The following is a 20,845-nucleotide window of genomic DNA, read 5'->3' as shown; positions in this document are numbered from 1 at the left end:
CGCCAATAGAAAAACAGTTTTGCGTTTTATGACTTTTTAGTTTAGCATTAGCAAAAAAACAAAGTTCCCTACTGCTCAATATGGGAACTTACCCCTCCAAGAAACCAAATTGAAGAAATCACCGATGCCTTTGGGATCGGTTAAAGAAGTACATCTGTCATGTGGACAGGTGTTGTTTAGACTAGTATTACTTATTTAAAACGCCATTAGTATGAAAAAACTCTCACTAGTATTATCGCTAGTGCTGTTTGCCGTGAGCTTTGCAATAGCTCAGCGGACAGTATCGGGTACCATTACCGATGACGGCGGCGAGCCGTTAATTGGTGCGAGTATCCTCGTAAAAGGCACTTCTTCCGGTACAGTAACCGATATCGACGGTTCTTATTCCTTAGAAGTTCCTGACGGATCTACCACATTGGTAGTTAGTTACACGGGATTTGAGACCCGTGAAGTAGCAGTAGGTGCCAGCAATTTGCTGGATATTACCATGAGTGAAGGGGTAGCCCTTGACGAAGTGGTAGTAACTGGTTTGGGTATTCGACGGGACAAGAAAGCCCTCGGATATGCGGTAACCACACTTGGTAATGATCAACTCGAGCTTCGACCAGAGGCGGATGTTGCGCGTGTATTACGCGGTAAGGTACCAGGTGTAGATATCTCTCAAACTTCCGGTCTTGCCGGTTCTGGTACTAACGTAATTATCCGTGGTTATTCCTCTATCACTGGTTCAAATCAGCCATTGTTCGTTGTTGACGGAGTTCCTTTTAACTCTGATACGAACAATGACCGTGGTTTTGACGAAGGTGGTTCTTCGGCTTCCAGCCGTTTCTTGGACATTGACCCCAACAACATTGCAGAAGTTTCTGTACTGAAAGGTCTTTCTGCTACCGTACTATACGGTGAAGCGGGCCGTAACGGGGTTATCCTGGTTACCACTAAGAATGGTAATATCGGAGACTTGAACAAGAAGTTTGAAGTAACGGTTGACCAGTCGTTCTTTGCGAATGACATTGCCTCTTTGCCTGATGATCAGGACAGCTGGGGTAATGGTTTCCACAACTTTGCTTCTGCTGCCTTCTCTAACTGGGGTGCAAATTTCAATGAGCGTACCGCTAATGACGGTGTTGCTGCTGACGGAACGATAGCACACCCTTATGACCGTGCCGCTTTGAACGGTGTTTTACCTCAGTACGCAGGTGCACGGTACAACTACCAGGCATATGACAACCTACAGAACTTCTTCCAGACAGGATTGATTGCGAGCACTTCGGTGAACATCGCTAATCGTTTGTCAGAAGGAACTTCTTTAAACTTCAGCTACGGTTACCGTTCTGAGGAAGGTTTCATTCCGCTGAGTACATTTGACAAGCATAACCTTGGCTTGGGTATCAATACTAAACTAGCAAATGGTTTAGAATTGGTAAGTACGTTTAACTACGTTACTTCTGAGCGCCAGGCACCTCCTACGGGGGTAAGTTTTTCTTCGAACCCTACTGGTGCTTCTTTGTTCTCCAACATTTTCTACACACCTCGTTCTGTTGACTTAACAGGCTTGGAGTACGAAAACCCTCAGGATTTCTCGAGCATTGGCTACCGTGGTGGTAACGATATTCAGAACCCTTATTGGACATTGAATAACTCTTCTGACAACGAGCGCGTTAATCGCTTCTTCGGTACGATTGCACTGAAGTACAAGTTAACAGATTGGTTGTCTGCTATGTACCGCGTTGGTTATGATGGCTTTACGCAAACACAGCGTTACTCGATCAACAAGGGGGGTACTCAGGAGGCTTTAGGTCTTTTGGAGACTTCAGAGCGTAACAATACGATTATTGACCACAACTTGAACCTTCAGTACAATGCTCGCATTAGCGATGACTTGACGCTGGATGGTGTTGTAGGGGTGAATGTTCGTCGTGATACGCGTTTGCAAACCTTTGCAAACAGTTCTCAACAGTTTGTTTATAATCTGTTGACCCACGATAACTTCATCAACCACCTCAACGAGTCAGACTCTCGTGCTGAGAACTTGATCGGTGCTTATGCTACTGCTTCTTTAGGTTTCAAGAACTTCTTGTACTTGAATGTACAGGCGCGTAATGACTATACGTCTACGCTTGAGAAGGAGAACCGTTCTATTCTGTATCCATCTGTTTCTGCATCTTTCATTGCTACAGAAGCATTTGCTGGTTTGCAGAACAACACTACTTTGAATTACTTGAAGCTTCGTTTAGGTTACGGTACTTCTGCCGGTTATCCTAACCCTTACCAGACGCGTAACATCCTGGGTGTTTCTACACGTGACTTTGTCACCAATGGTGGTACAGTTGTAAACACCAATACAGTAGACAACCGTTTTGGTAACCCTGATCTTAAGCCAGAATTACACTCAGAATTAGAGTTTGGTGTGGAGGCACGCTTGTTTAATAACCGTTTCGGTATTGATTTATCGTTGTATAACAAGGAGTCTACGGACTTGATCATCGATTTGGATCTTGATCCATCTACTGGTTACGAAAATACGACTATCAATGCGGCTGCAATTACCAATAAAGGTATTGAGTTAGGCCTTGACCTAGCGGTTGTTCAGACGAGTAACCTTCGTGTTGCTTTGAATGCGAATTACACTAGAAACGTTTCTAATGTAGATGAGCTTGCTGAAGGTATCGATCAGTTGGTTTTCGCCGGCTACTCTAACTTAGGTAACTTCGCTATCGTTGATCAGCCTTACGGTGTGATCCAGGGAGAGGTTATTGCTCGTGATGAAAACGGAAATCGTATTGTTCAGAGCAATGGTACTTACCTTACTGCGCCAGATTTGGGTATCCTCGGTGATCCTAACCCTGCTTACGTTTTGAACTATGGCCTTAATGTTAACTTCAAGGGAATTGCTTTGAATGCATTGATGACCTATTCTGATGGTGGTATTATTTACTCTACCCTGCCTTCTACCCTGATGGCTCGTGGTATTCTTGCAGAAACGGACTTTGATCGGTACGTGCCTGTAGTTGCCCCTGGTGTTAAAGAAGATGGTACGCCTAATGATATTCAGATTACTTCTACCCAGCACTACTGGCAGAACGGTGGTGTATTCCAGGATGAGATGCGCGTTTACGATGCTTCTTACCTGAAATTACGTGAAGTTTCTATCTCTTACAGCCTACCTGGTAACTTGATTGATAATTCACCATTTGGTACGGTGACCATGACGCTGTCTGGTCAGAACCTGTGGTTCAAAGCACTTGGTTTCCCTGCGGGAGCAAACTTTGACCCTGAAGTACTTTCATTGGGTGTAGGTAACGGCCGTGGCTTTGAGCTTATGAACGTTCCTACTTCTCGTCAAATTGGTGGTAGCGTACGCGTCACCTTCTAAACAACCAAAAGTGAATAACAATATGAAAAATATTTTAAAATATAGTTTTCTTGCATTGGTAGCCCTCGCAATCGTGGGATGTCAAAGCTTGGAGCTTGATGAGTTGTTGGATAACCCCAACTCTGTTTCGCCAGAAAAGGCGGAATTGGATCTGGTGTTCAATGCCGTAATGCTGGACTTCAAAGACTTCGTTGACGAAGTAAGTGATGAAACCATGCCTTATGTACGGATGGCAGCGATGGCCGATGGTTATTTTTATAATAACCAGGATGGTCCTACCAGCTTCGATTTTATGTGGGAAACTGCTTATTTCGATTTGCTACCGGATCTTAACCTAATCATTGACAATGCTACCGAGCGTGATCTTACGACCTACGCTGGTATTGCAAAGACGATGAAGGCTTATATTCTCTTCACATTGGTAGATTTGTACGGAGATATTCCTTACAGCGAAGCTTTTCAGGGGGTAGTAGTACCTAGCCCGAAGGCGGATACCGATGCGGCGGTTTACGGTGATGCGGCGGATTTGTTGACTTCTGCACTTGCAGATTTTTCTAATCCTAAGGGTTCACTTGGTGGTGATCTTTACTATGATGGTGAAGGAGCATCTTGGGCAACTTTAGCCAACACACTTCTTATTCGTTACCACGTAATGACTCGCCAAGCGGGAGGAAGTGGTGCTGCTATTGATGCTATCCTTGGAGGTGGCGATATTATCGATGAGGTCGGTGAAGATTTCCAGTTCCAATATGGCACCAATCGTGCTGCTCCAGATTCTCGTCACCCTTATTATACTGATGGTTACGAAAATGGTGGCCCAAGCTGGTACATGAGTAACTACATGATGTGGCAAATGTTTGGTGTAAAGGACAACGAGGACCCACGTCTACGTTACTACTTCCGCCGCCAGGATGGATTTGAGGACAATGAAAACCAGTTTACCCTGGATTGTACTACAGCTCCTTACCCTACGCACTGGGAAGACGGTTATCCTTGGTGTACTGCATCAGGTGACTTTGGTGACCCTGATGGTATTCGCGGAGGATACTGGGGCCGTAGCCACGGTAATGCAGACGGTATTCCGCCTGATGATTTGAAGCGTACCGCTTGGGGCTTATACCCTGCTGGTGGTGCATTTGATGATCTGCCAATGATCATTGTAGACGAAGATACCGGTGATGACACTTGGCAAGTATCTAACGGTGGCACCGATGGTGCACGTGGTGCTGGTATTCAGCCTATCTTCTTATCTAGCTGGACGCACTTCCTTTTAGCAGAAGCAGCTTTAACCATGGGGGTTAATGCCGATGCTCGCGCATTGTTGGAGACAGGGCTACGTCAGTCTATTAGTAAAGTAATGAACTTCAATACTACTGTAGTAGATGCAACGCTTGTACCTACTGACGAGGCAGTTGATGCTTACGTAGCTGAAGTACTTGACTTGTATGATGCTGCTGCTGATGACGAAGAGCGCTTGGATCTCATTATGAATGAGTACCGCTTGGCTTGTCACGGTATGGGCTTGGAGCCATTTAATAGCTACCGTCGTACAGGATATCCTTCTTTGATGGAGCCTACTCGGGAGTCTACTTCTACTAGTTTCTTCCCACGTACCTTCTGGTACCCTGCAGTATACGTTAACTTCAATGCTACCGCTTCTCAGCGTCAGGATTTGAGTGGCCGTGTATTCTGGGATACGAAGCCTGGTGATTTACGTTAATTTTGTCTAACCGATTCCGGTGGTTTTCTGTACAACAGAGAATCACCGGATTTGAAAATAATTTTGCGATGAAAAAACTTTTTTATTCGCTTTTCACCCTTTCCATCTTGCTGGCATTTACTGCCTGTGAAGAAAAGGAGCGTGCCTTTCCCGAATATAATGACTTAGAGCACGGAGCTTATGCTCGCCAGTTGACTAAGGACGGGAATTTCTTTTTAACTGATGTTGATAACTCAGCCATTGATATCTCAGTAGAATTCTACGATGAGAACGACGGTAAGGACGTAGCTTCTTACTCTTGGGTGGTAGAGTACATCGACAAAGCTAATGGCGGTGCTACTAGCGTTGCTCCTGTTAATATCTTGACGATTGATGCTGGAGCTTTCAGCACCAATCCTGATACAGGGCTTCCTTTCACCAGCTTCGGCTTTACTTTGCCAGACGTACTTTCTACCTTGGGGCTTACGGCTGCTGATGTAGATGGTGGTAGCACTTTCCGCTTCAATGCAACGCTAACCCTGAATGACGGACGTACTTTTACGGCTGCCAACACAGGGTCTAACGTTATTTCTTCTGCACCATTTAGAGGTTTGTTCAGCTTTGATGCTGACTTGCTTTGTACTTCTGATCTAGAAGGCATTTACGAAGCGACGACTGTTGGCTGGTGTGGAGATACGGGACCAACGATTATGTCTCAGTGGATTTCTGTAGGCCCTGGTGTTTACCAGATTGTAGACCCTGCTGATCCTACCAACGTCGATGCTGAAGACTTCTCTTTTGGTGCTTACGATGCTTGTTACGGGCCAGGTTCTACCCTCCCTGGAGGTGACCTACGTATCAAGGATGCTTGTAATATCATAGCTCCTACTGGCGTTAGCCGTTGGGGTGAGGTTTACACGTTCGAAAGTGTAACTACTAGCGGTTCTACTTTGACAATCGTTTGGACCAATGATTATGCCGAAGGTGGTACGACTACACTCGTTCGTACGGATGGTACTGACTGGCCTCCATTGACTAACTAAGATGATTAAATAATTTACCTCGCGTAAATTTATTAATCGCTTTATATTATTAAGCCACCTGGACAACGAAAGTTATCCAGGTGGCTTTTGTATTTTAGCTGCACTTAAAAAATCAGGTATGCGAAAATGCTTTTCTAAAAACGCTTTGTGGAAAATATTTGCAGTTCTAATAATCGTGACGCCTTCTGTCAGTTTTGCACAAAACACAGTTGGGTTATTAACCTATAATTCGGAATCACCCATTGAAGATTACCTGCTTATCTACCCTGAACAGCAGTCTACTACATTCCTGTTGGATGCTTGCGGGCAAATTGTGCATCGTTGGGAGGACGGTGATTTTGGGGCACGACCTGGTGCTGTAGCTTACCTTTTACCTGATGGACGCTTGCTGCGGGCCAAACGTTTTGCACCACTTTTTGAGGGGCCTACCTTTGGCTCAGGTGGCGCGGGCGGTGTCGTTGAATTAGTAAGCTGGGACAATGAAGTATTGTGGACTTATGTCGTTGCGGATAGTCAAGAACGGCAACACCACGATGTGCATTACCTGCCCAATGGGCACATATTGATACTGGCCTATGACTTTATTGAACGTGAGGAAATCATTGCCAATGGCTTTGATACGCTTTCGTATCCACAGGAAAGTATTTGGTCGGAAAAAATTATAGAGGTAGATCCGTTGACGGATAGCATTCACTGGGAATGGAGAGCTTGGGATCACTTGGTTCAGGATTTTGATGATACTGCTGAGAATTTCGGAGAGATTAGTGCTCACCCTGAACGTATTAACCTTAATTATCAAGAATTTTCTGAAGGTAGAGATGATTGGATCCATGCCAATGCGATTGACTACAACGAGGAGCTGGACCAAATCATGATTAGTGCTCGGAATTTCAATGAAATATGGATCATTGACCATAGCACCACCACCAGTGAAGCTGCAACAACCAGTGGCGGTAACAGTAATCGTGGAGGCGACTTGTTGTGGAGATGGGGTTCGCCACATGCTTACCAGCAGGGAACATTAGAAGATGAAAAATTATTTTCGCAGCATGATGCCCAGTGGATTGACGATTTTGTAGCGGAGCATTACGAGCATTATGGTGCCATTGCCGTCTTTAATAATTTTGTCAATTTTTCTGTGGAAGAGGGTTTGTCCAGAGGGCAGATTATTACACCCGTTTGGGAAGAAAGCACCCAGTCTTATTCCCAGGGAAGTGGTAGTTTTTTACCTGAAGCGTTCAGTGCGGCTTTTGTCCATCCAGATACTGCCAAAACCTTTTCTACCAATGCATCTAGCATCCAGATATTGGGTGATGGGCACGTTGTGATTTGTGTTGCTCGTCAAGGGCGTATTTTTGAGCTTGATGAAGAAGGGGAACTTGTTTGGGAGTACCTTACTCCTCTGCGTTTTGGGCAAAATTTCCCCCAAGGAGGAGATTTGAATATAGGGGATAATTTTACATTCCAGGCAGAAAAATACCCCGCCGATTATACGGCCTTTGTGGGCAAAGATTTAAGCCCGCAAGGCTATTTAGAACTTGATCCAAATGAGGATTTTTGTAGCGTAGTAGCTATTGATGAATTGAGCGAAGAGCAATCGTCGTTAACGGTTTTTCCAAACCCTTCTACAGGCCAATTTTCGGTCAACGTAAATACAGCAACAATTGGTGAAACGCTGACGGTAAGGGACATGCGAGGTGTTGTAGTTTTAGAGCAATCATTACAAGCTAATCGTGTCGTATTAGACATGCATAGCTACCCTGCGGGTATGTATTTATTACAAGTCTCGGGAAAAGAGGAAGTACAGAAATTAATTATAAAGTAAAACGGGCTTTAGCCCGTTCGTAAAGTAACAAAGTGTGTAGGATAAACCCCAGGCTACATTGTAAAACGGGCTTTAGCCCGTAATAAAAACCAAGAAAAATGCCTTCTCCGAAAAAGATATACTACAAAAGAAACCTACCTCATTACCAACCACCTGGCGGCACGTTCTTTGTTACTTTCAGACTGAAAAATTCAGCGCCTATGGTAACGTTGAGAAATCAGAAACGCAGCCAGGAAGAAGAAATCATTGCTAAGAGAGACCTCTCTCAAGAGGAAAGGGATGAGTATCATTTACAGCATGTTTTTGCTAATGATGAATTGCTTGATAAAATAAAAAGTGGACCTTTTTTCTTGCAAGAAAAAGCTATTGCTCAATTGGTAATAGAAAGGATCGAAGAATATGATACACAGCTATACGATTTGTTGAGTTATTGTATAATGCCTAATCATGTTCATCTCTTGATTGATACCCAAATACAGTTGGCTGATGATGGTAGTGTCCCCGGAGATTATGTCCAATTACAAGACATAATGCGACTGATTAAGGGTGGGACAGCTATAGCAGCAAATCGTTTATTGAATAGGAGTGGGCCATTTTGGGAAAGTGAAAGTTATGATCATTGGGTAAGAAACGAGGATAGCCTTTTTCGTATTATAGCTTATATTATGGAAAATCCCTGCAAAGCAAATTTCGTAAAGAGGTGGCAAGACTGGCCTTATTCTTATGCCAAAGGCTACATGTAAAACGGGCTTTAGCTTGTTTGTAGAGTAACTAAGTGTTGTAGGATATACGCCCAGGATAAATCCCAGGCTACATTGTAAAACGGGCTTTAGCCCGTTCGTAAAGTAGCCATGCGTTGTAGGATATACACCCGGGATAAATCCCAGGCTACATTGTAAAACGGGCTTCAGCCCGTTCGTACGGCTTATCCTTTATACCACGCTACCACTTGCGTTGCTTGTTTTTCTGACCCAAGTAGCAAATAATAAATACCAGCAGGCAACTGGTGAATATCAATAGGAGAAGTACCACCAGGGGCGGTCTTTCCACGATAAACCAGTTGGCCCGCACTATTTATAATGCGAAACTGCGTAGGAGAGGCTAATTCCTGAACAATAAAGAGCTCTTCTTGNGCAGGATTCGGATAGACTTTTAGTAATGGATTGTCAGTAGGGGCGGAGGTGCTAACCAAAAGAGCATCAAGACCTGTATCCGGATCTGGTAGGATGTCTCCTCCGGTGCTTCCTCCCTCCTGTAGGTGGAATTGCTCACCCGCAGGGAGGTTGTAGTAGCGATCAGTATGTCCGCTGGGCCAAGTGACAATTAAAGAATCTACCGCTTGGGCATCACCTAGGCCAAAGATACTGGTGCCTGAGTTTTGTCCTAGAAAACCGTTTCCGCATTGCGTATAAAGTTGTTGGTATTTATCATTGGCGTAACATTCCAAGCGGGTGCCGATGCCATTACGATTGCTGATTACCCCCTGCAAGCTTACTTTCATCCAATGGTGCTCCAGCGGTGGGCTAGACCAAAGTTGAGCGTAAAAAGGATAGAGGTTGATGACCATAATGTCGGGGTAGCCATCCTGGTTGTAGTCGCCAATGGCATTGTTGTACGATTGGGTTGTATCACCGATAAAACCGAGGTCGGGCTCGCTAAAAGTACCGTCATCTTCATTTTGATAAAAAGCCGCCGAAGTTACATCACTACCTGCCACGGAACCGCTCACATAGAGGTCGAGGTCGCAATCGTTATCTGCATCCAGAAAGACGGCGCCCCAGGAATCCTGATAAAATCCAACACCAGAAGCAGCTGCTACCTCTGAAAAAGTATACTGCCCATCTTCATTAGGACCATTGTTATGCAGTAGGTTGTTGCCGTTAACGATATTGGTAACATAGATGTCTATCAGCGTGTCGTTGTTGTAGTCGCCGATGGTTACAGACATGGCATCAATGGCGATATCTGCACCAGCTGCAGCGCCTGTGTTGAGAAAAGTACCGTCGCCTTGGTTTTCTAACAAGGTGTTTTTATTGCCCATTCTGTCGTGGGCAGTATAGATGTCGGGCCATCCATCCTGGTTGTAGTCCAGAAAACCAGAGCAAAAGGGCCGCCCGCCTGTATCAGCAGTTTGAGTGCTTTCTGTAACGTTGGTGAAGGTTTGGTCTCCATTATTGCGGAAAAAAAGATGCTCATCATCAGCTCCGTTATTACGCACACTAAAGTACAGGTCAACCCAGCCATCACGATCATAATCACCAAAGCAGGCGCCAAAAGTTTGGGTGTTGAACGTAGGTAAGCCAGCGGCAAGCGTGATATCTATCATCTGAAGGTCGCCGGTGTTTTCATACAAACGATTTAAACCATAGTAGGTAGCGAGAAACAAATCCTGATCACCATCATTGTCAAAATCTACCCAGAGGAGTTGCTTTACTTCGTCCTCATTATCTACCAGTGGTGATAAGAGCATGAAATGCCCACCCATATTTTGGTAAAACTGTACGGGGTCTCCCTGCGCATTTGCCAAGCTGATATCATCGAGCCCATCTTGATTAAAGTCGTAGAAGCTGACTCCACCCCCAAGAAGACTTGACAAGTACCTATGGTTGATTCCACATTGTCCTGCCCTATCCGAGAAGTTTAGCTGAGCCTCTACCGAAGTTCCTGCCAGGAGTATTCCGACCAGTAATAAAAAATTCTTCATTGCTTGAGCGTTCATCTATCGATCATACTAGTATTCAAAAATACGATCATTTTTCATTCCGCTGATACTTCACTTCGCCATTTACAATGGTCGTGAGTACTTTGGTTTCCATGATTTCAGCTTCGCTGCAACTTAGGAGGTTATTGCTTAACACGACAATATCCGCCAGTTTTCCAGGGCTAAGGCTTCCTTTGTCGTTTTCTTCAAACGCGGCATAAGCATTGGCCATGGTGTAGGAATAAATGCCTTCCTCTCTGGTCATGGCTTGCTCCGGGAAGAATTCCATGCCGGAATCGGGGCGCTTGCGGGTAACGGTAGCATAATAGCTGGCCAAGGGGTCTACATCCTCTACGGGCACATCGGTGCCATTGGTTACTATAGCACCAGCGTCCAGTAAGCTTCGCCAGGGGTAGGCTCCGGTGCGGGCACGTTCTGTGCCCAAGCGCTTCTCTACAAACGGCGCATCTGAAGTACAGTGAATGGCCTGCATAGACGCAATAACGCCCAGTTCTGCAAATCGCGGAATATCTTCTACTGCCAAATGCTGACTGTGTTCAATTCGCCAACGATAATCCTGTTCGCCGTTTTCAGCAAAGCGTTTTTCAAAGAGGTTAAGCACCTCTTGATTGGCACGGTCGCCAATAGCGTGTACACATAGTTGCATTTTTTTGTCAATGGCCAAGCCTGCAATACTGTCGACGGTCTCCAGTAGGGTCGTGTTTTGCCCAATAAAGTCGGGTTTGTCATCATAAGGCTCCAGCAGCCAGGCTCCGAAGGCACCCAAGGCACCATCTACTTCGGATTTTATGGCCCGACAAGTAAAGAAGTGATCACCAGCATCTACTACTGGAAATTGGTTGCCTAAGCCAGCAGCCAATTTATTATAAGATAGTCGAGCCATCACCCAAAGGCGTAAATCAAGCTCTCCGGCTTCGGCCAGTTTTTGGTAGTCTTCAATTTCTTGAAAAGAAGAACCTGCATCCTGGAAAGAGGTAACTCCTTTAGCCAAACATTCTTTTTGTGCTAGTTCAATGCCTTCTTGCCATTCGCCTACCAAAGCTTGTGGCGAAAGGCCATCGCGATAAGCAGCATAGGCTTCGTTGATGAGGCTCATCGCCCGTTCTTCGAAGACACCGATGGGTTGGCCTTGGTTATCTTTGAGGATGTGCCCGCCCCTGGGGTCAGGCGTTTCTGCGGTGACACCCGCTAGTTTCATGGCGGCTTCGTTCGCAAAAAGAGAGTGGCCGCTGGCATGGCGTAGTACGACGGGGTGGTCTTTGGTAAGTACGCTGAGGGTATGATGAGAAGGGTAGCCGTGTTGTGCCAGCTCAGGGGCTGTTGTCCATTTTTCCTGGTGCCATCCTCTGCCCGTAATCCATTCGCCATCAGGTGTTTCTGCGGCTTTTTCGGCGACCATCTGCACGATTTCATCCCAGCTTTTTGCTTGTAGGAAGTTGAGATTCATCAGTCCGTAGCCGAGGCCAGAAAAGTGACCATGCCCTTCAATAAATCCAGGCATCACAAATTTTCCGTCAAGATCCATGACCTCTGTAGCTTCTGAGCGGTATTCCTCTATAGTGGCCTCGTCGCCAATGGCTAATATGCGCCCGTCTTTGATTGCCAGCGCCGTAGCAGTGGGTTGGTCAGGGTCAACGGTATAAATGTCAGCGTTGGTGAGGATCAAATCTGCGGCGACTTGTTCCTGTTTACAAGCAGTTACGAATAGTAAAAGACTTGCAAAGAGGAAAAGTAGGCGATGATTGGTAAGCAGCATGTTGTATTGTTTTTCCAGCAGAAGCTCAAAGATTGAACTTTAGAGAACTTCCCTAACTTAGCGATTAGATTATTCGACAAAATACGAAAACCTTATGTCCAGTATCCATATCCGTAGAGGAAATACCGCAGACTTAGCTGCGGTTCACAATTTAGTACGGGAATTAGCTATTTATGAGAAAGCAGAAGACGCATTGACAGCGACTGTAGAAGATTACAAACGCGATTTTGATGCGGGTGTATTTGAATGTATAGTTGCCGAAGACAAAGGCCAAGTTATAGGTGTGTGCTTGTATTATCTGACCTATTCAACCTGGAAAGGACGGATGCTTTACCTGGAAGATTTTGTGGTAAATGAATCCTATCGGCGCACAGGGCTGGGGCAACGATTATTTGATGCACTGAAGATTCGAGCAGTAGAGATGGAGTGCCGGTTGATGAAGTGGCAGGTGCTAGACTGGAATGAACCAGCAGTTCGATTTTATGAAAAGAACCATGCCATTATTGAGAAAGAGTGGTGGAATGGTAAGCTGTTTTTATAAGGAGTTTGCCAAAAATGGTCTACACCTTTTGTAGAGGTTGTTAATTTCCTTATCTCTAAACAAATAAATAAAAATATTATTTGATTTATTTAAATAAGTGAATATCTTTATTGCGTAAAATAATGATATTCGACCACTTACGGTGTTTTTGCTACCGGTTCTGTGATTAGCGAGGTGGTGCAGATCATTGGAAAATACAGTATTTAATTTTCTATTCTCTTGTGGTTTTACCTATTTGAAGGGGTACACATGAATTAGAAATCAAGATTTATAGTGTTTCATAGTGTAGGGGGTGGCCGCTAAGGTTACCTCCTTTTTTTTGCCCTTAGTATTGCGCAGAAAATAAAGTGCGATTTTTCTCAAGTTTTTCAAATAGCTAAAACGCTTAAAATGAAGCGCTTATTTAACTATTGTGAAAAACAAAATCGCTTTTTATTTTCGTGCTGTTCCTTAGAGTTCTCTTACAAGTAAAGATTCTGCCAGACCAAAGAGTATATCCTTTTTTTCTTTAGGAGCATTTACCTGTTCAAGGTGTTCGTAAGCGCGTTTTTGGTAATCATTACGTAGGTTTCGAAGGAATTCTGGGATGCCTAACTCTATAAAGATATTGGTGACGGTAGTTACTTTTTCTTGCTCATTACTTGTTTGCTGGGCGTACAGGTGTAATAGCCGTTCTCGTACTTCTGGAGTGGCGAGTTCTAATGCTTTAATAATGAGGCAGGTTTTTTTGTTTTGCACAATATCTCCACCTACTCGTTTTCCTACTTTTTGTGGATCACCAAAAGTGTCGAGGAAGTCATCTTGTATTTGAAAGGCAATTCCTGTGAGTCGACCAAATTCACTCAGGTGCTTTTGATCTTCGGGATTTGCGCCTGCTGCTATAGCTCCCATTTTTAGGCTCCCTGCAAGCAATGCGGCAGTTTTCATTTCAATCATTTGGAGGTATTCCTCAAGGCGGACATCATCTCTTTGTTCAAAATCAATGTCATACTGCTGGCCTTCACACACTTGGATAGCAACCTCGGAAAGGGTTTGGTATAGCTGGCCGATGGCTTGCTGGCGGGGGCTATGCCGCAGGTAGTCATAAGCGAAAATAAGCATGACATCGCCGGAAAGTATTCCGCTGTTGAGGCCATATTTACTGTGAACAGTAGGTTGGCCACGGCGCAAGGGCGCTTCGTCCATAATATCATCATGAACAAGACTGAAATTATGAAAAACCTCCACGCTTAATGCTACAGGAAGTGCCTTTTCGACATCTTCTTCAAAAAGGTAGCATGCCAGTAAAGCCATGACTGGCCGCATTCTTTTACCTCCTATGTTCATGATGTAATTGAAGGGCTCGTAGAGGGCCTTAGGTTCTTTGTCTATGTGATTGTCGAGTAAGTATTGATTGAAAAGCTGTTGGAGGGTGTTGATATTTTGCATGGAAGTCTTCTTGATAAATTGGCGGTAATTTACCCGTTATTATAAGCAACATTTTGCAACTTTTCAGGGTATAAGTCAATCGTCAGGTAATTATTCGATAAAAAGAGAATCCGAACTGCTTTAGTGCTGTTCTTTGCCCGTAGAAAGCGTTTTTTTACACTAGCTAAACGAACTATTAATGATGGAATGGAGAAATTGTTTGTCCTCTGTACAGAAAAAAAATAAAAACTATACGCTCGATTATACTAAACTGGGGCGGATAGTCCTATTTTTGTAATAATTTTAGGCTCTTAAGAGCATGTTTAGTTAGGGTCATTTATTGATACCTGAACAATAATCAACACATGAATAAAAAATCACGGCGTTACTGTATTCTTTTGATTGAAGACAATCCGGGGGATGTACGTCTTACCAAGGAAGCGTTTCGAGAGACAGGTGCAGATATTGACTTGCAGGTGGTTATGGACGGTGTTGAGGCTGTAGCTTATCTGCAGCAAGAGCGTGAATACGCAGAGAAGCCAATACCTGACTTAATACTGTTGGACTTGAATCTTCCTAAATGGGGGGGGGAAGCAAGTGCTTGAAAGAATTAAGAAGGATGAACGGTTTTTACGTATACCTGTTGTTGTTTTGACCACTTCTAATGCGTCAGCAGATGTATTGGCCAGTTATGATTTACATGCGAATTGTTTTATCAATAAACCAGTAGATTTTGATAACTTTTTTCAGATTATCAACTACATTCAGCAGTTTTGGTTAGAAACAGCTACTTTACCAGGTAGTGTTTCCTAGATTGATTTATAGTCTGTAAACCCGTCCCCATATTTACTAATGATAATTTTTTTCTATGGCGGGGTCATTAAAAGAAATGTTGAGAATACTTGTAATTGAAGATACCAAGGAGGATACGGAAATGATCCGTGTTTACTTGGCGGAAGCAAAAAACAAGTACCAATTGCGATGCGCAGAGTCGTTATCGGAAGGTTTTTATATTATTGATGAGCATCCAGTAGACTTGGTGCTACTAGACCTTAATTTACCTGACAGTAATGGTTTCAATACGCTAAGGCGTTATTTGGATAAAGCATCCCATGTGCCTGTTGTTGTGATGACAGGCGTCACTGATCAACGCAAGGGAACAGAGTCGGTTAGGGCTGGTGCTCAGGATTTTTTGGTCAAGGGTGAATTCGAATCCCGGCAGCTGGTTAAAGCTATCCGTTATTCGTTGGAGCGGTTTCGTTTGCATGCTGATGCGGAAGAAAGAGCAACAAAAGCCTCGGATGAGAAGAGCCGTTTAGAAGCATTGCAAAAGATGGCTTCTTTAGGGGATTGGGAAATGGATATTGTAAGTAATACAATGACTTGGTCAGAGGAGCTGTTTCAAATCTTTCAGCTTACGCCTCACAGCTTATCTCCTTCGCTGTCGGATTATCTACGCTATGTTCACCGTGATGATAGAGATCAGGTAGAAGCGTTTTTTGAAAAAGCCGTCCGTTATGAAGAGTACGGGCCTTTGGAACATCGAATTCTGATCGATAACCGGATCATTAAAATCCTTAGCCTCAGAACCCGTATAAGGTTTGACGAAAAGACAAATAAGGTATTGCTTTTAGGGAGTGTTCAGGATATTACTCCTTCGGAAAGTGCAGGAGTACCAGATGCTTCGAAAACGCCAGAGCCGGAAGCGGCTAAGCCCAATCCTTATTATTCCAGAGAGCTTTTTAATCAGATCAGCTTTAATATTCGTACGCCTTTGAGCACCGTGGTGCATCTGTTTTATCTATTGGAGCAAACCAACCTTAATAAGCAGCAATCGAAGTTGGTGCAGGATTTAAAAACTACGATTAATGACCTGAGTTTTACGTTGAGTAACTTGGTGAATTTATCGATTTTGTCGAACGATAATCTTCCGCTCACTCTTGAGCACTTCCGTATACTGGATATTCTGGAATCGATCCAACGAGTGATGTCTTTTAAAGGACAGCAACACAATAGGGAAGTAGATATTTATATCGACCCCCGCTTGTTAGTTACCGTCAAAGGTGATTCTAACAAGCTGGCCCAACTGTTTTTCTGTCTTATTGAATTAGCATTTGCTTACAGCGTTTTCGAATCATTTGTTAAGTTGCGTTGTACGCTAGATGATGATGAAGAAAATGGCCGCGTCTTGCATGTACAGATGGAGTATACTGGCGAGTTGCCTATCTGGCCAGATACTGAAACAGAAGCCACTGCAGAAGAAATTCTTTCCTTGTTGCAACCGTCATCAGTCGATGATGGAAGAGATCAATTGCTGGCGGTCGTCTTTCTTCGCTTGTGTGAGCAACTTAAAGTAGGGCAGCAAGTAAGTAGCCAAAAGGGAGAAGTGACCATTGACTTAACGATTCCTTTGCAGGTTAGTAACCAGCAATCAGCGAATATTCCGAAAGCCCCTCAAAAAGACATCCAGATACTTTTAGTCGAAGATCATCCGATGCAGCAAATTGCGACCAAACAAATCCTAACCACTTGGTCGGATAAGGTATCAGTGGTTGTAGCTGATGATGGAAAAGCAGCTTTGGCCCAAGCCAAGGATATGGCCTTTAGTATCATTCTGATGGATTTGCAAATGCCAGTGATGGACGGTTGGGAAGCCACCACGCAGCTCCGCCAATTTTCCACTGTACCCGTTATTGCGCTTTCTGCCAGCAATAGCAAACAGGAAGAAGATCGCTGCTATCAAGTAGGGTTTAATGACTATATCGCAAAGCCATTTCAGCCAGAAGAACTTTATCACCGCATTATGCTGCTGATTCATGAGGATAATACAAATAGTGTAGATTAAGCTGAACTTTCTGCAAAAAAAGCTGAAACTCTAGCTAATTACAGCGACGACAAAACCAAGGTAGACTTGCTTTTGTTGGAGAAGGATACGCGAAGATCAAGAATATGTACGATTTGGTTATTATTGGCGGTGGCCCTACGGGGCTCAATGTCGCATTAGCTGCTGAAAAAGCAGGTATCGAATATTTGGTACTGGAAAAAGGGGTGTTGGTAAATTCTATCTACCATTTTCCGGTTAATATGACCTTTTTCTCTACGTCTCAGAAATTGGAAATTGGAGAAACGCCTTTTATATCCCATACTGATAAACCTACCCGGAAAGAGGCGCTCGAATATTATCGCAGATTGCAACAAGCTTACGAACTAAAGGTGAAGCTTTACGAACCTGTTACTCGTATGGAAAGGGTAGGGGAGGAGGAAGCTTACGAAATTACGACGAGTAAGGCCGTCTACCAAGCGGCACATGTAGTCGTTGCTACAGGCTTTTATGACACCCCCCGCATGCTCAATGTCCCCGGAGAGGACTTACCGAAAGTGAAACATTACTATGATGATGTGCATCCTTACGTGGGGCAGCGTGTGTTGGTTGTAGGAGCTGCCAATTCTGCTTGTGATGTCGCTTTGGAAACCTATCAAAAGGGGGCAACGGTAACCATGGCCATCCGGCAGCACGAATTGTACCCTAAAGTAAAGTACTGGATCAAACCCAATGTTGAAAATCGTATTACAGAGGGAAGTATCAAGGCGCACTTTAATACAGAAGTAAAAGCTATTTATCCTGACCGTGTAGACCTTGAAGGGCCTGATGGCGTGTTTACAATCCCCAATGACTTTGTGTTGGCAATGACGGGATATGAGCCCAATTATGCCCTTTTAGCGGCTTTAGGCTTACCCATCTCTGAAGATGCTGCTGCAATGCCGCTGCACAATGAAGAAACGTTGGAGACTCCTTTACCAGGTGTTTACCTTGCAGGTGTGGTTTGCGCGGGAAGAAGAACGAGTAAGCTGTTTATCGAGAATACGCGCGATCATGGAGATATTATTATCCAGCAAATTCTGGCTAGGAAAGGAACTTCTGCTAAATAAATTTTCTTATAGGAATAGCAGTATTTCAAAGAAGAATGTATATTTGCCTCCCATCAAACCAATTGTCAAGAAAGTATTGATGATTTGATGGAACACCTGGGGGATTAGCTCAGCTGGCTAGAGCGCTTGCATGGCATGCAAGAGGTCACCGGTTCGACTCCGGTATTCTCCACCAAGCCGATCATGAAAATGGTCGGCTTTTTTATTTGCAATAGCCCTCTCTAAAATGCTTCACCACGTTTATATTCTCTATTCCCCAAGTAAAGATCGCTATTACACTGGTTACAGTAGTAATGTGAATGATCGGTTAGAACGACATAATGGTGGGCGTTCTAAAAGCACTCGATCTGGCCAGTTTTTTTTAGTTTAGAAGCTTTCTGCGGAATAGGAAAAAACCGCTTATTAAGATGTTTCAGCATTAGATAGTGAGTAGAATTTCTATCAATAGATCATTGCTGATAACCATTTTTTAGCGCAAACTTGATCAATGCGGCCGTATTACTACAATCCGTTTTTTCACGCAAGTTTTTCAAATGAAAATCTACCGTTTTGATAGAGATGAAAAGGCGCTCGGCTATTTCTCTACGGTTGCCCTGGCCGATGATTTCTAGCACTTCTATTTCTCTTTGGGAAAAATTATTAGTCTGCTGAGCTTGGCGGCGACTGTTATTGGTCGTTTTAGCTGCTCTCAAGTGACTCAGAATTGCTTTTGAGACATAATCGGAATAGTATTGCCCATCTTCATGTACGGTTTTGATGGCAGAGATAACCACTTCCGATTCTTCGTCTTTTAGCAAGTAACCGTGTACGCCTTTTTCCATCAAAAACACCATCAATGATTCATCATAGTGCATGGTTAGGATCAGGACTTTGATTAAAGGGTATTGCTGCTGGATAACTTGGAACGTTTCAAAACCATCCAATTCGGGCATGGTGTAATCCAGGAGGATAACATCAGGTTGTAGTGTAGGCAATTTATCTAATAAATCCCTTCCATTGACAGCTTCTCCGATGATGTCAATTTCGGGGTCTTTGGCCAGAATCATGCTCAAACCTTCCCGAAAGAGATTTTGATCATCGGTGATGATAATTTTGATTGGTTTATTCATAATGAGGGGGGCTTAGAGCTGTGGTGTTTTCAGATCAAGTGTAAATTTCACGGTCACACCTTCTGCCGGAGCAGTGTCATATTTCCATTTGGCATCCAAAAAAGCAATTCTGCTTTCAATACCCTTGAGGCCCAAGCCACTGCTTGCTTTATGGGTACGGTCGGGGTTCATGTGAAAACCCTGGCCGTTTTCGGAAAATTGCACTGCTAAACTTGTTTCTGAAAAACTAAAATGAAGCTTAACATGAGTTGCCTTAGAGTGTTTGAGTGTATTATTGGTCAGTTCTTGAATGATCCTAAAGACGGCTTTCTCCCGGTTTTGGTCAAACCGTTGTTCGGTATTGGCCTGAAAGTCAACGTCAATGGCTTTTACTTCAGCCAGTTTATTGCACAAGCCTTTGCTGGCCGCCACTAGTCCCACTCGTTCAAGACTTTGAGGAAGTAGGTTATTGGTCACTGTCCTGATTTCCAGAATATTTTCGGTGATAGCATTCAGCGCACGTTCCTTCATTAAAGAGAATTCTTCGGAGGGCATATCGAGTTGCAGGCGCTGGACATAGAGTTTGATGGCCGATAGGACACCGCCAACACCATCGTGTAGGTCTACGGCATAACGTTTTCTTTCTTCTTCCTGAGCCAGGATACCTGCGGTTAAAAGGCTTTTCTGGTATTCTATTTCGATTTTGTTCACTTTTTCTTGTTCATTTAATAATCGTTTTTGATAAACGATAAAAAAAACGATTAAGAAAACCGTCAGTAAGATCATACCGGCGACGCCAAAAAATAATTGAAAGGGTAAGTTGCTTATTTCTCCGGTTGAACCCATAGTGCTACGCTGTAAAATAGATAGAGTAAAATAGTAAAAAATGCGTGGACGCCCCAATAGGTAAACCAAAGATCGTCGTAAGGCAGGAGGTCGGTACTAAATAAGAAGATGAAGAAGCCCGCTGCATAATACAGCAGAGCACCACAACTGATCCAGAAGATGGGTTGTTGTTCCAGGCGTTTGATTTTCATCTCTTTCAGTGTAAACCAAAAATAGCGCATCACGTAGCACATTACGATAAAGGCCTCTACAGAGCGTGCCAGTACATTGAAAGTGTTCAATTGCTCAATGAAAATACTATGCAGAAGTGCAGCACAAGAAAATACGATGATACTCCACTTGACAAAAGCACGCGGGAGGTAGGTTTGAAAAATGAGCGTCATCATGATAAAGTCAAATACCGTGTAAAAGTGTAGCAGGAAGAGGTTGTTGACTTGATATACTTGCGCTAAAGTATGGGCTGCAATACCTACCGTGGTTGCCCCTAAAACTAATACTCCTAACTGTCGATGTGTCTTTACACCACTATTCCACTGGAATAAGGCAATGATACTGGGGAGAATGCAAATAAAGGTTGCTATCTGCCCCAACTGTAATGTGAGTTCAGCTGACATA

At 43.9% G+C, this 20,845-nt stretch carries 15 protein-coding genes, 1 tRNA gene and 1 pseudogene; 11 read left to right on the top strand and 6 right to left on the bottom strand.

Annotation, left to right across the window (positions count from 1 at the left end; genetic code table 11):
* The first annotated feature begins 211 nt into the window (after positions 1-211).
* From A3EU_RS0103365 to A3EU_RS0103345, 5 genes are all read left to right on the top strand, one after another.
* Positions 212-3,373: a SusC/RagA family TonB-linked outer membrane protein gene (locus A3EU_RS0103365; protein WP_020534711.1), complete on the top strand. Its 3,162-nt coding sequence runs from the start codon at positions 212-214 to the stop codon at positions 3,371-3,373.
* 22 nt (positions 3,374-3,395) lie between these two features.
* Positions 3,396-5,093, top strand: coding sequence for a SusD/RagB family nutrient-binding outer membrane lipoprotein (locus A3EU_RS0103360; protein ID WP_020534710.1), 1,698 nt, complete (start codon positions 3,396-3,398; stop codon positions 5,091-5,093).
* Between the two features lie 68 nt (positions 5,094-5,161).
* Positions 5,162-6,115 carry a hypothetical protein gene (locus tag A3EU_RS0103355; protein WP_020534709.1) on the top strand — a complete coding sequence of 318 codons (954 nt, stop codon included), beginning with the start codon at positions 5,162-5,164 and terminating at the stop codon, positions 6,113-6,115.
* Between the two features lie 118 nt (positions 6,116-6,233).
* Positions 6,234-7,940, top strand: a complete 1,707-nt coding sequence (locus A3EU_RS32455; protein ID WP_020534708.1) for an arylsulfotransferase family protein — start codon at positions 6,234-6,236, stop codon at positions 7,938-7,940.
* 98 nt (positions 7,941-8,038) lie between these two features.
* Positions 8,039-8,683 carry a transposase gene (locus A3EU_RS0103345; RefSeq protein ID WP_020534707.1) on the top strand — a complete coding sequence of 215 codons (645 nt, stop codon included), beginning with the start codon at positions 8,039-8,041 and terminating at the stop codon, positions 8,681-8,683.
* Positions 8,684-8,865: 182 nt separating this feature from the next.
* On the opposite strand, the gene A3EU_RS0103340 is transcribed toward A3EU_RS0103345, so the two are convergent.
* Both A3EU_RS0103340 and A3EU_RS0103335 read right to left on the bottom strand, forming a co-directional pair.
* Complete coding sequence (locus A3EU_RS0103340) at positions 8,866-10,410, bottom strand: FG-GAP-like repeat-containing protein (RefSeq protein WP_425412644.1); 1,545 nt, start codon at positions 10,408-10,410, stop codon at positions 8,866-8,868.
* Between the two features lie 280 nt (positions 10,411-10,690).
* Positions 10,691-12,418 carry an amidohydrolase gene (locus A3EU_RS0103335; RefSeq protein WP_020534705.1) on the bottom strand — a complete coding sequence of 576 codons (1,728 nt, stop codon included), beginning with the start codon at positions 12,416-12,418 and terminating at the stop codon, positions 10,691-10,693.
* A gap of 94 nt (positions 12,419-12,512) precedes the next feature.
* On the opposite strand from A3EU_RS0103335, the gene A3EU_RS0103330 reads away from it, so the two are divergent.
* Positions 12,513-12,959: a GNAT family N-acetyltransferase gene (locus A3EU_RS0103330; protein WP_020534704.1), complete on the top strand. Its 447-nt coding sequence runs from the start codon at positions 12,513-12,515 to the stop codon at positions 12,957-12,959.
* 450 nt (positions 12,960-13,409) lie between these two features.
* On the opposite strand, the gene A3EU_RS0103325 is transcribed toward A3EU_RS0103330, so the two are convergent.
* Positions 13,410-14,387 (bottom strand): polyprenyl synthetase family protein, encoded by a 978-nt coding sequence (locus A3EU_RS0103325; protein ID WP_020534703.1) that lies wholly within the window; start codon positions 14,385-14,387, stop codon positions 13,410-13,412.
* Between the two features lie 344 nt (positions 14,388-14,731).
* On the opposite strand from A3EU_RS0103325, the pseudogene A3EU_RS35340 reads away from it, so the two are divergent.
* The 5 genes and pseudogenes from A3EU_RS35340 to A3EU_RS35435 all read left to right on the top strand — a co-directional run bounded on the left by A3EU_RS35340 (position 14,732) and on the right by A3EU_RS35435 (position 18,666).
* Positions 14,732-15,179, top strand: a pseudogene (locus tag A3EU_RS35340) (response regulator).
* Between the two features lie 76 nt (positions 15,180-15,255).
* Positions 15,256-17,211, top strand: a complete 1,956-nt coding sequence (locus tag A3EU_RS0103315) for a response regulator (RefSeq protein WP_026211202.1) — start codon at positions 15,256-15,258, stop codon at positions 17,209-17,211.
* A gap of 104 nt (positions 17,212-17,315) precedes the next feature.
* The gene (locus A3EU_RS0103310; protein ID WP_020534699.1) at positions 17,316-18,296 is read left to right on the top strand and encodes a YpdA family putative bacillithiol disulfide reductase; all 981 of its coding nucleotides are present in this window, start codon (positions 17,316-17,318) and stop codon (positions 18,294-18,296) included.
* A gap of 98 nt (positions 18,297-18,394) precedes the next feature.
* A tRNA-Ala gene (locus tag A3EU_RS0103305) sits at positions 18,395-18,471 on the top strand.
* Positions 18,472-18,522: 51 nt separating this feature from the next.
* Positions 18,523-18,666 carry a GIY-YIG nuclease family protein gene (locus A3EU_RS35435; protein WP_083937237.1) on the top strand — a complete coding sequence of 48 codons (144 nt, stop codon included), beginning with the start codon at positions 18,523-18,525 and terminating at the stop codon, positions 18,664-18,666.
* 79 nt (positions 18,667-18,745) lie between these two features.
* On the opposite strand, the gene A3EU_RS0103300 is transcribed toward A3EU_RS35435, so the two are convergent.
* Genes A3EU_RS0103300 through A3EU_RS0103290 form a run of 3 tightly spaced genes read right to left on the bottom strand, consistent with a single transcriptional unit; the run spans position 18,746 to position 20,844 of the window.
* The gene (locus A3EU_RS0103300) at positions 18,746-19,405 is read right to left on the bottom strand and encodes a response regulator transcription factor (protein WP_020534698.1); all 660 of its coding nucleotides are present in this window, start codon (positions 19,403-19,405) and stop codon (positions 18,746-18,748) included.
* A 12-nt stretch (positions 19,406-19,417) separates the two neighbouring features.
* The gene (locus A3EU_RS0103295; protein WP_026211200.1) at positions 19,418-20,230 is read right to left on the bottom strand and encodes a sensor histidine kinase; all 813 of its coding nucleotides are present in this window, start codon (positions 20,228-20,230) and stop codon (positions 19,418-19,420) included.
* Complete coding sequence (locus A3EU_RS0103290; RefSeq protein WP_020534696.1) at positions 20,209-20,844, bottom strand: hypothetical protein; 636 nt, start codon at positions 20,842-20,844, stop codon at positions 20,209-20,211. Before A3EU_RS0103290 ends, A3EU_RS0103295 begins: the two co-directional genes overlap by 22 nt.
* Position 20,845 lies beyond the last annotated feature (1 nt).

The sequence above is a fragment of the Lewinella cohaerens DSM 23179 genome, from assembly GCF_000379805.1.
In the GTDB taxonomy this organism is placed as follows: Bacteria; Bacteroidota; Bacteroidia; order Chitinophagales; family Saprospiraceae; genus Lewinella; species Lewinella cohaerens.
The sequence above is the reverse complement of the archived record's forward strand: the minus strand, read 5'-3'. Positions and strand labels throughout refer to the sequence as shown.

Excerpts from the sequence above, each read along its gene's own strand:
- A3EU_RS0103365 (WP_020534711.1), top strand. The coding sequence starts at position 212 with ATGAAAAAACTCTCACTAGTATTATCGCTAGTGCTGTTTGCCGTGAGC.
- A3EU_RS0103360 (WP_020534710.1), top strand. The coding sequence starts at position 3,396 with ATGAAAAATATTTTAAAATATAGTTTTCTTGCATTGGTAGCCCTCGCA.
- A3EU_RS0103355 (WP_020534709.1), top strand. The coding sequence starts at position 5,162 with ATGAAAAAACTTTTTTATTCGCTTTTCACCCTTTCCATCTTGCTGGCA.
- A3EU_RS32455 (WP_020534708.1), top strand. The coding sequence starts at position 6,234 with ATGCGAAAATGCTTTTCTAAAAACGCTTTGTGGAAAATATTTGCAGTT.
- A3EU_RS0103345 (WP_020534707.1), top strand. The coding sequence starts at position 8,039 with ATGCCTTCTCCGAAAAAGATATACTACAAAAGAAACCTACCTCATTAC.
- A3EU_RS0103335 (WP_020534705.1), bottom strand. The coding sequence starts at position 12,418 with ATGCTGCTTACCAATCATCGCCTACTTTTCCTCTTTGCAAGTCTTTTA.
- A3EU_RS0103330 (WP_020534704.1), top strand. The coding sequence starts at position 12,513 with ATGTCCAGTATCCATATCCGTAGAGGAAATACCGCAGACTTAGCTGCG.
- A3EU_RS0103325 (WP_020534703.1), bottom strand. The coding sequence starts at position 14,387 with ATGCAAAATATCAACACCCTCCAACAGCTTTTCAATCAATACTTACTC.
- A3EU_RS0103315 (WP_026211202.1), top strand. The coding sequence starts at position 15,256 with ATGTTGAGAATACTTGTAATTGAAGATACCAAGGAGGATACGGAAATG.
- A3EU_RS0103310 (WP_020534699.1), top strand. The coding sequence starts at position 17,316 with ATGTACGATTTGGTTATTATTGGCGGTGGCCCTACGGGGCTCAATGTC.
- A3EU_RS35435 (WP_083937237.1), top strand. The coding sequence starts at position 18,523 with ATGCTTCACCACGTTTATATTCTCTATTCCCCAAGTAAAGATCGCTAT.
- A3EU_RS0103300 (WP_020534698.1), bottom strand. The coding sequence starts at position 19,405 with ATGAATAAACCAATCAAAATTATCATCACCGATGATCAAAATCTCTTT.
- A3EU_RS0103295 (WP_026211200.1), bottom strand. The coding sequence starts at position 20,230 with ATGGGTTCAACCGGAGAAATAAGCAACTTACCCTTTCAATTATTTTTT.
- A3EU_RS0103290 (WP_020534696.1), bottom strand. The coding sequence starts at position 20,844 with ATGTCAGCTGAACTCACATTACAGTTGGGGCAGATAGCAACCTTTATT.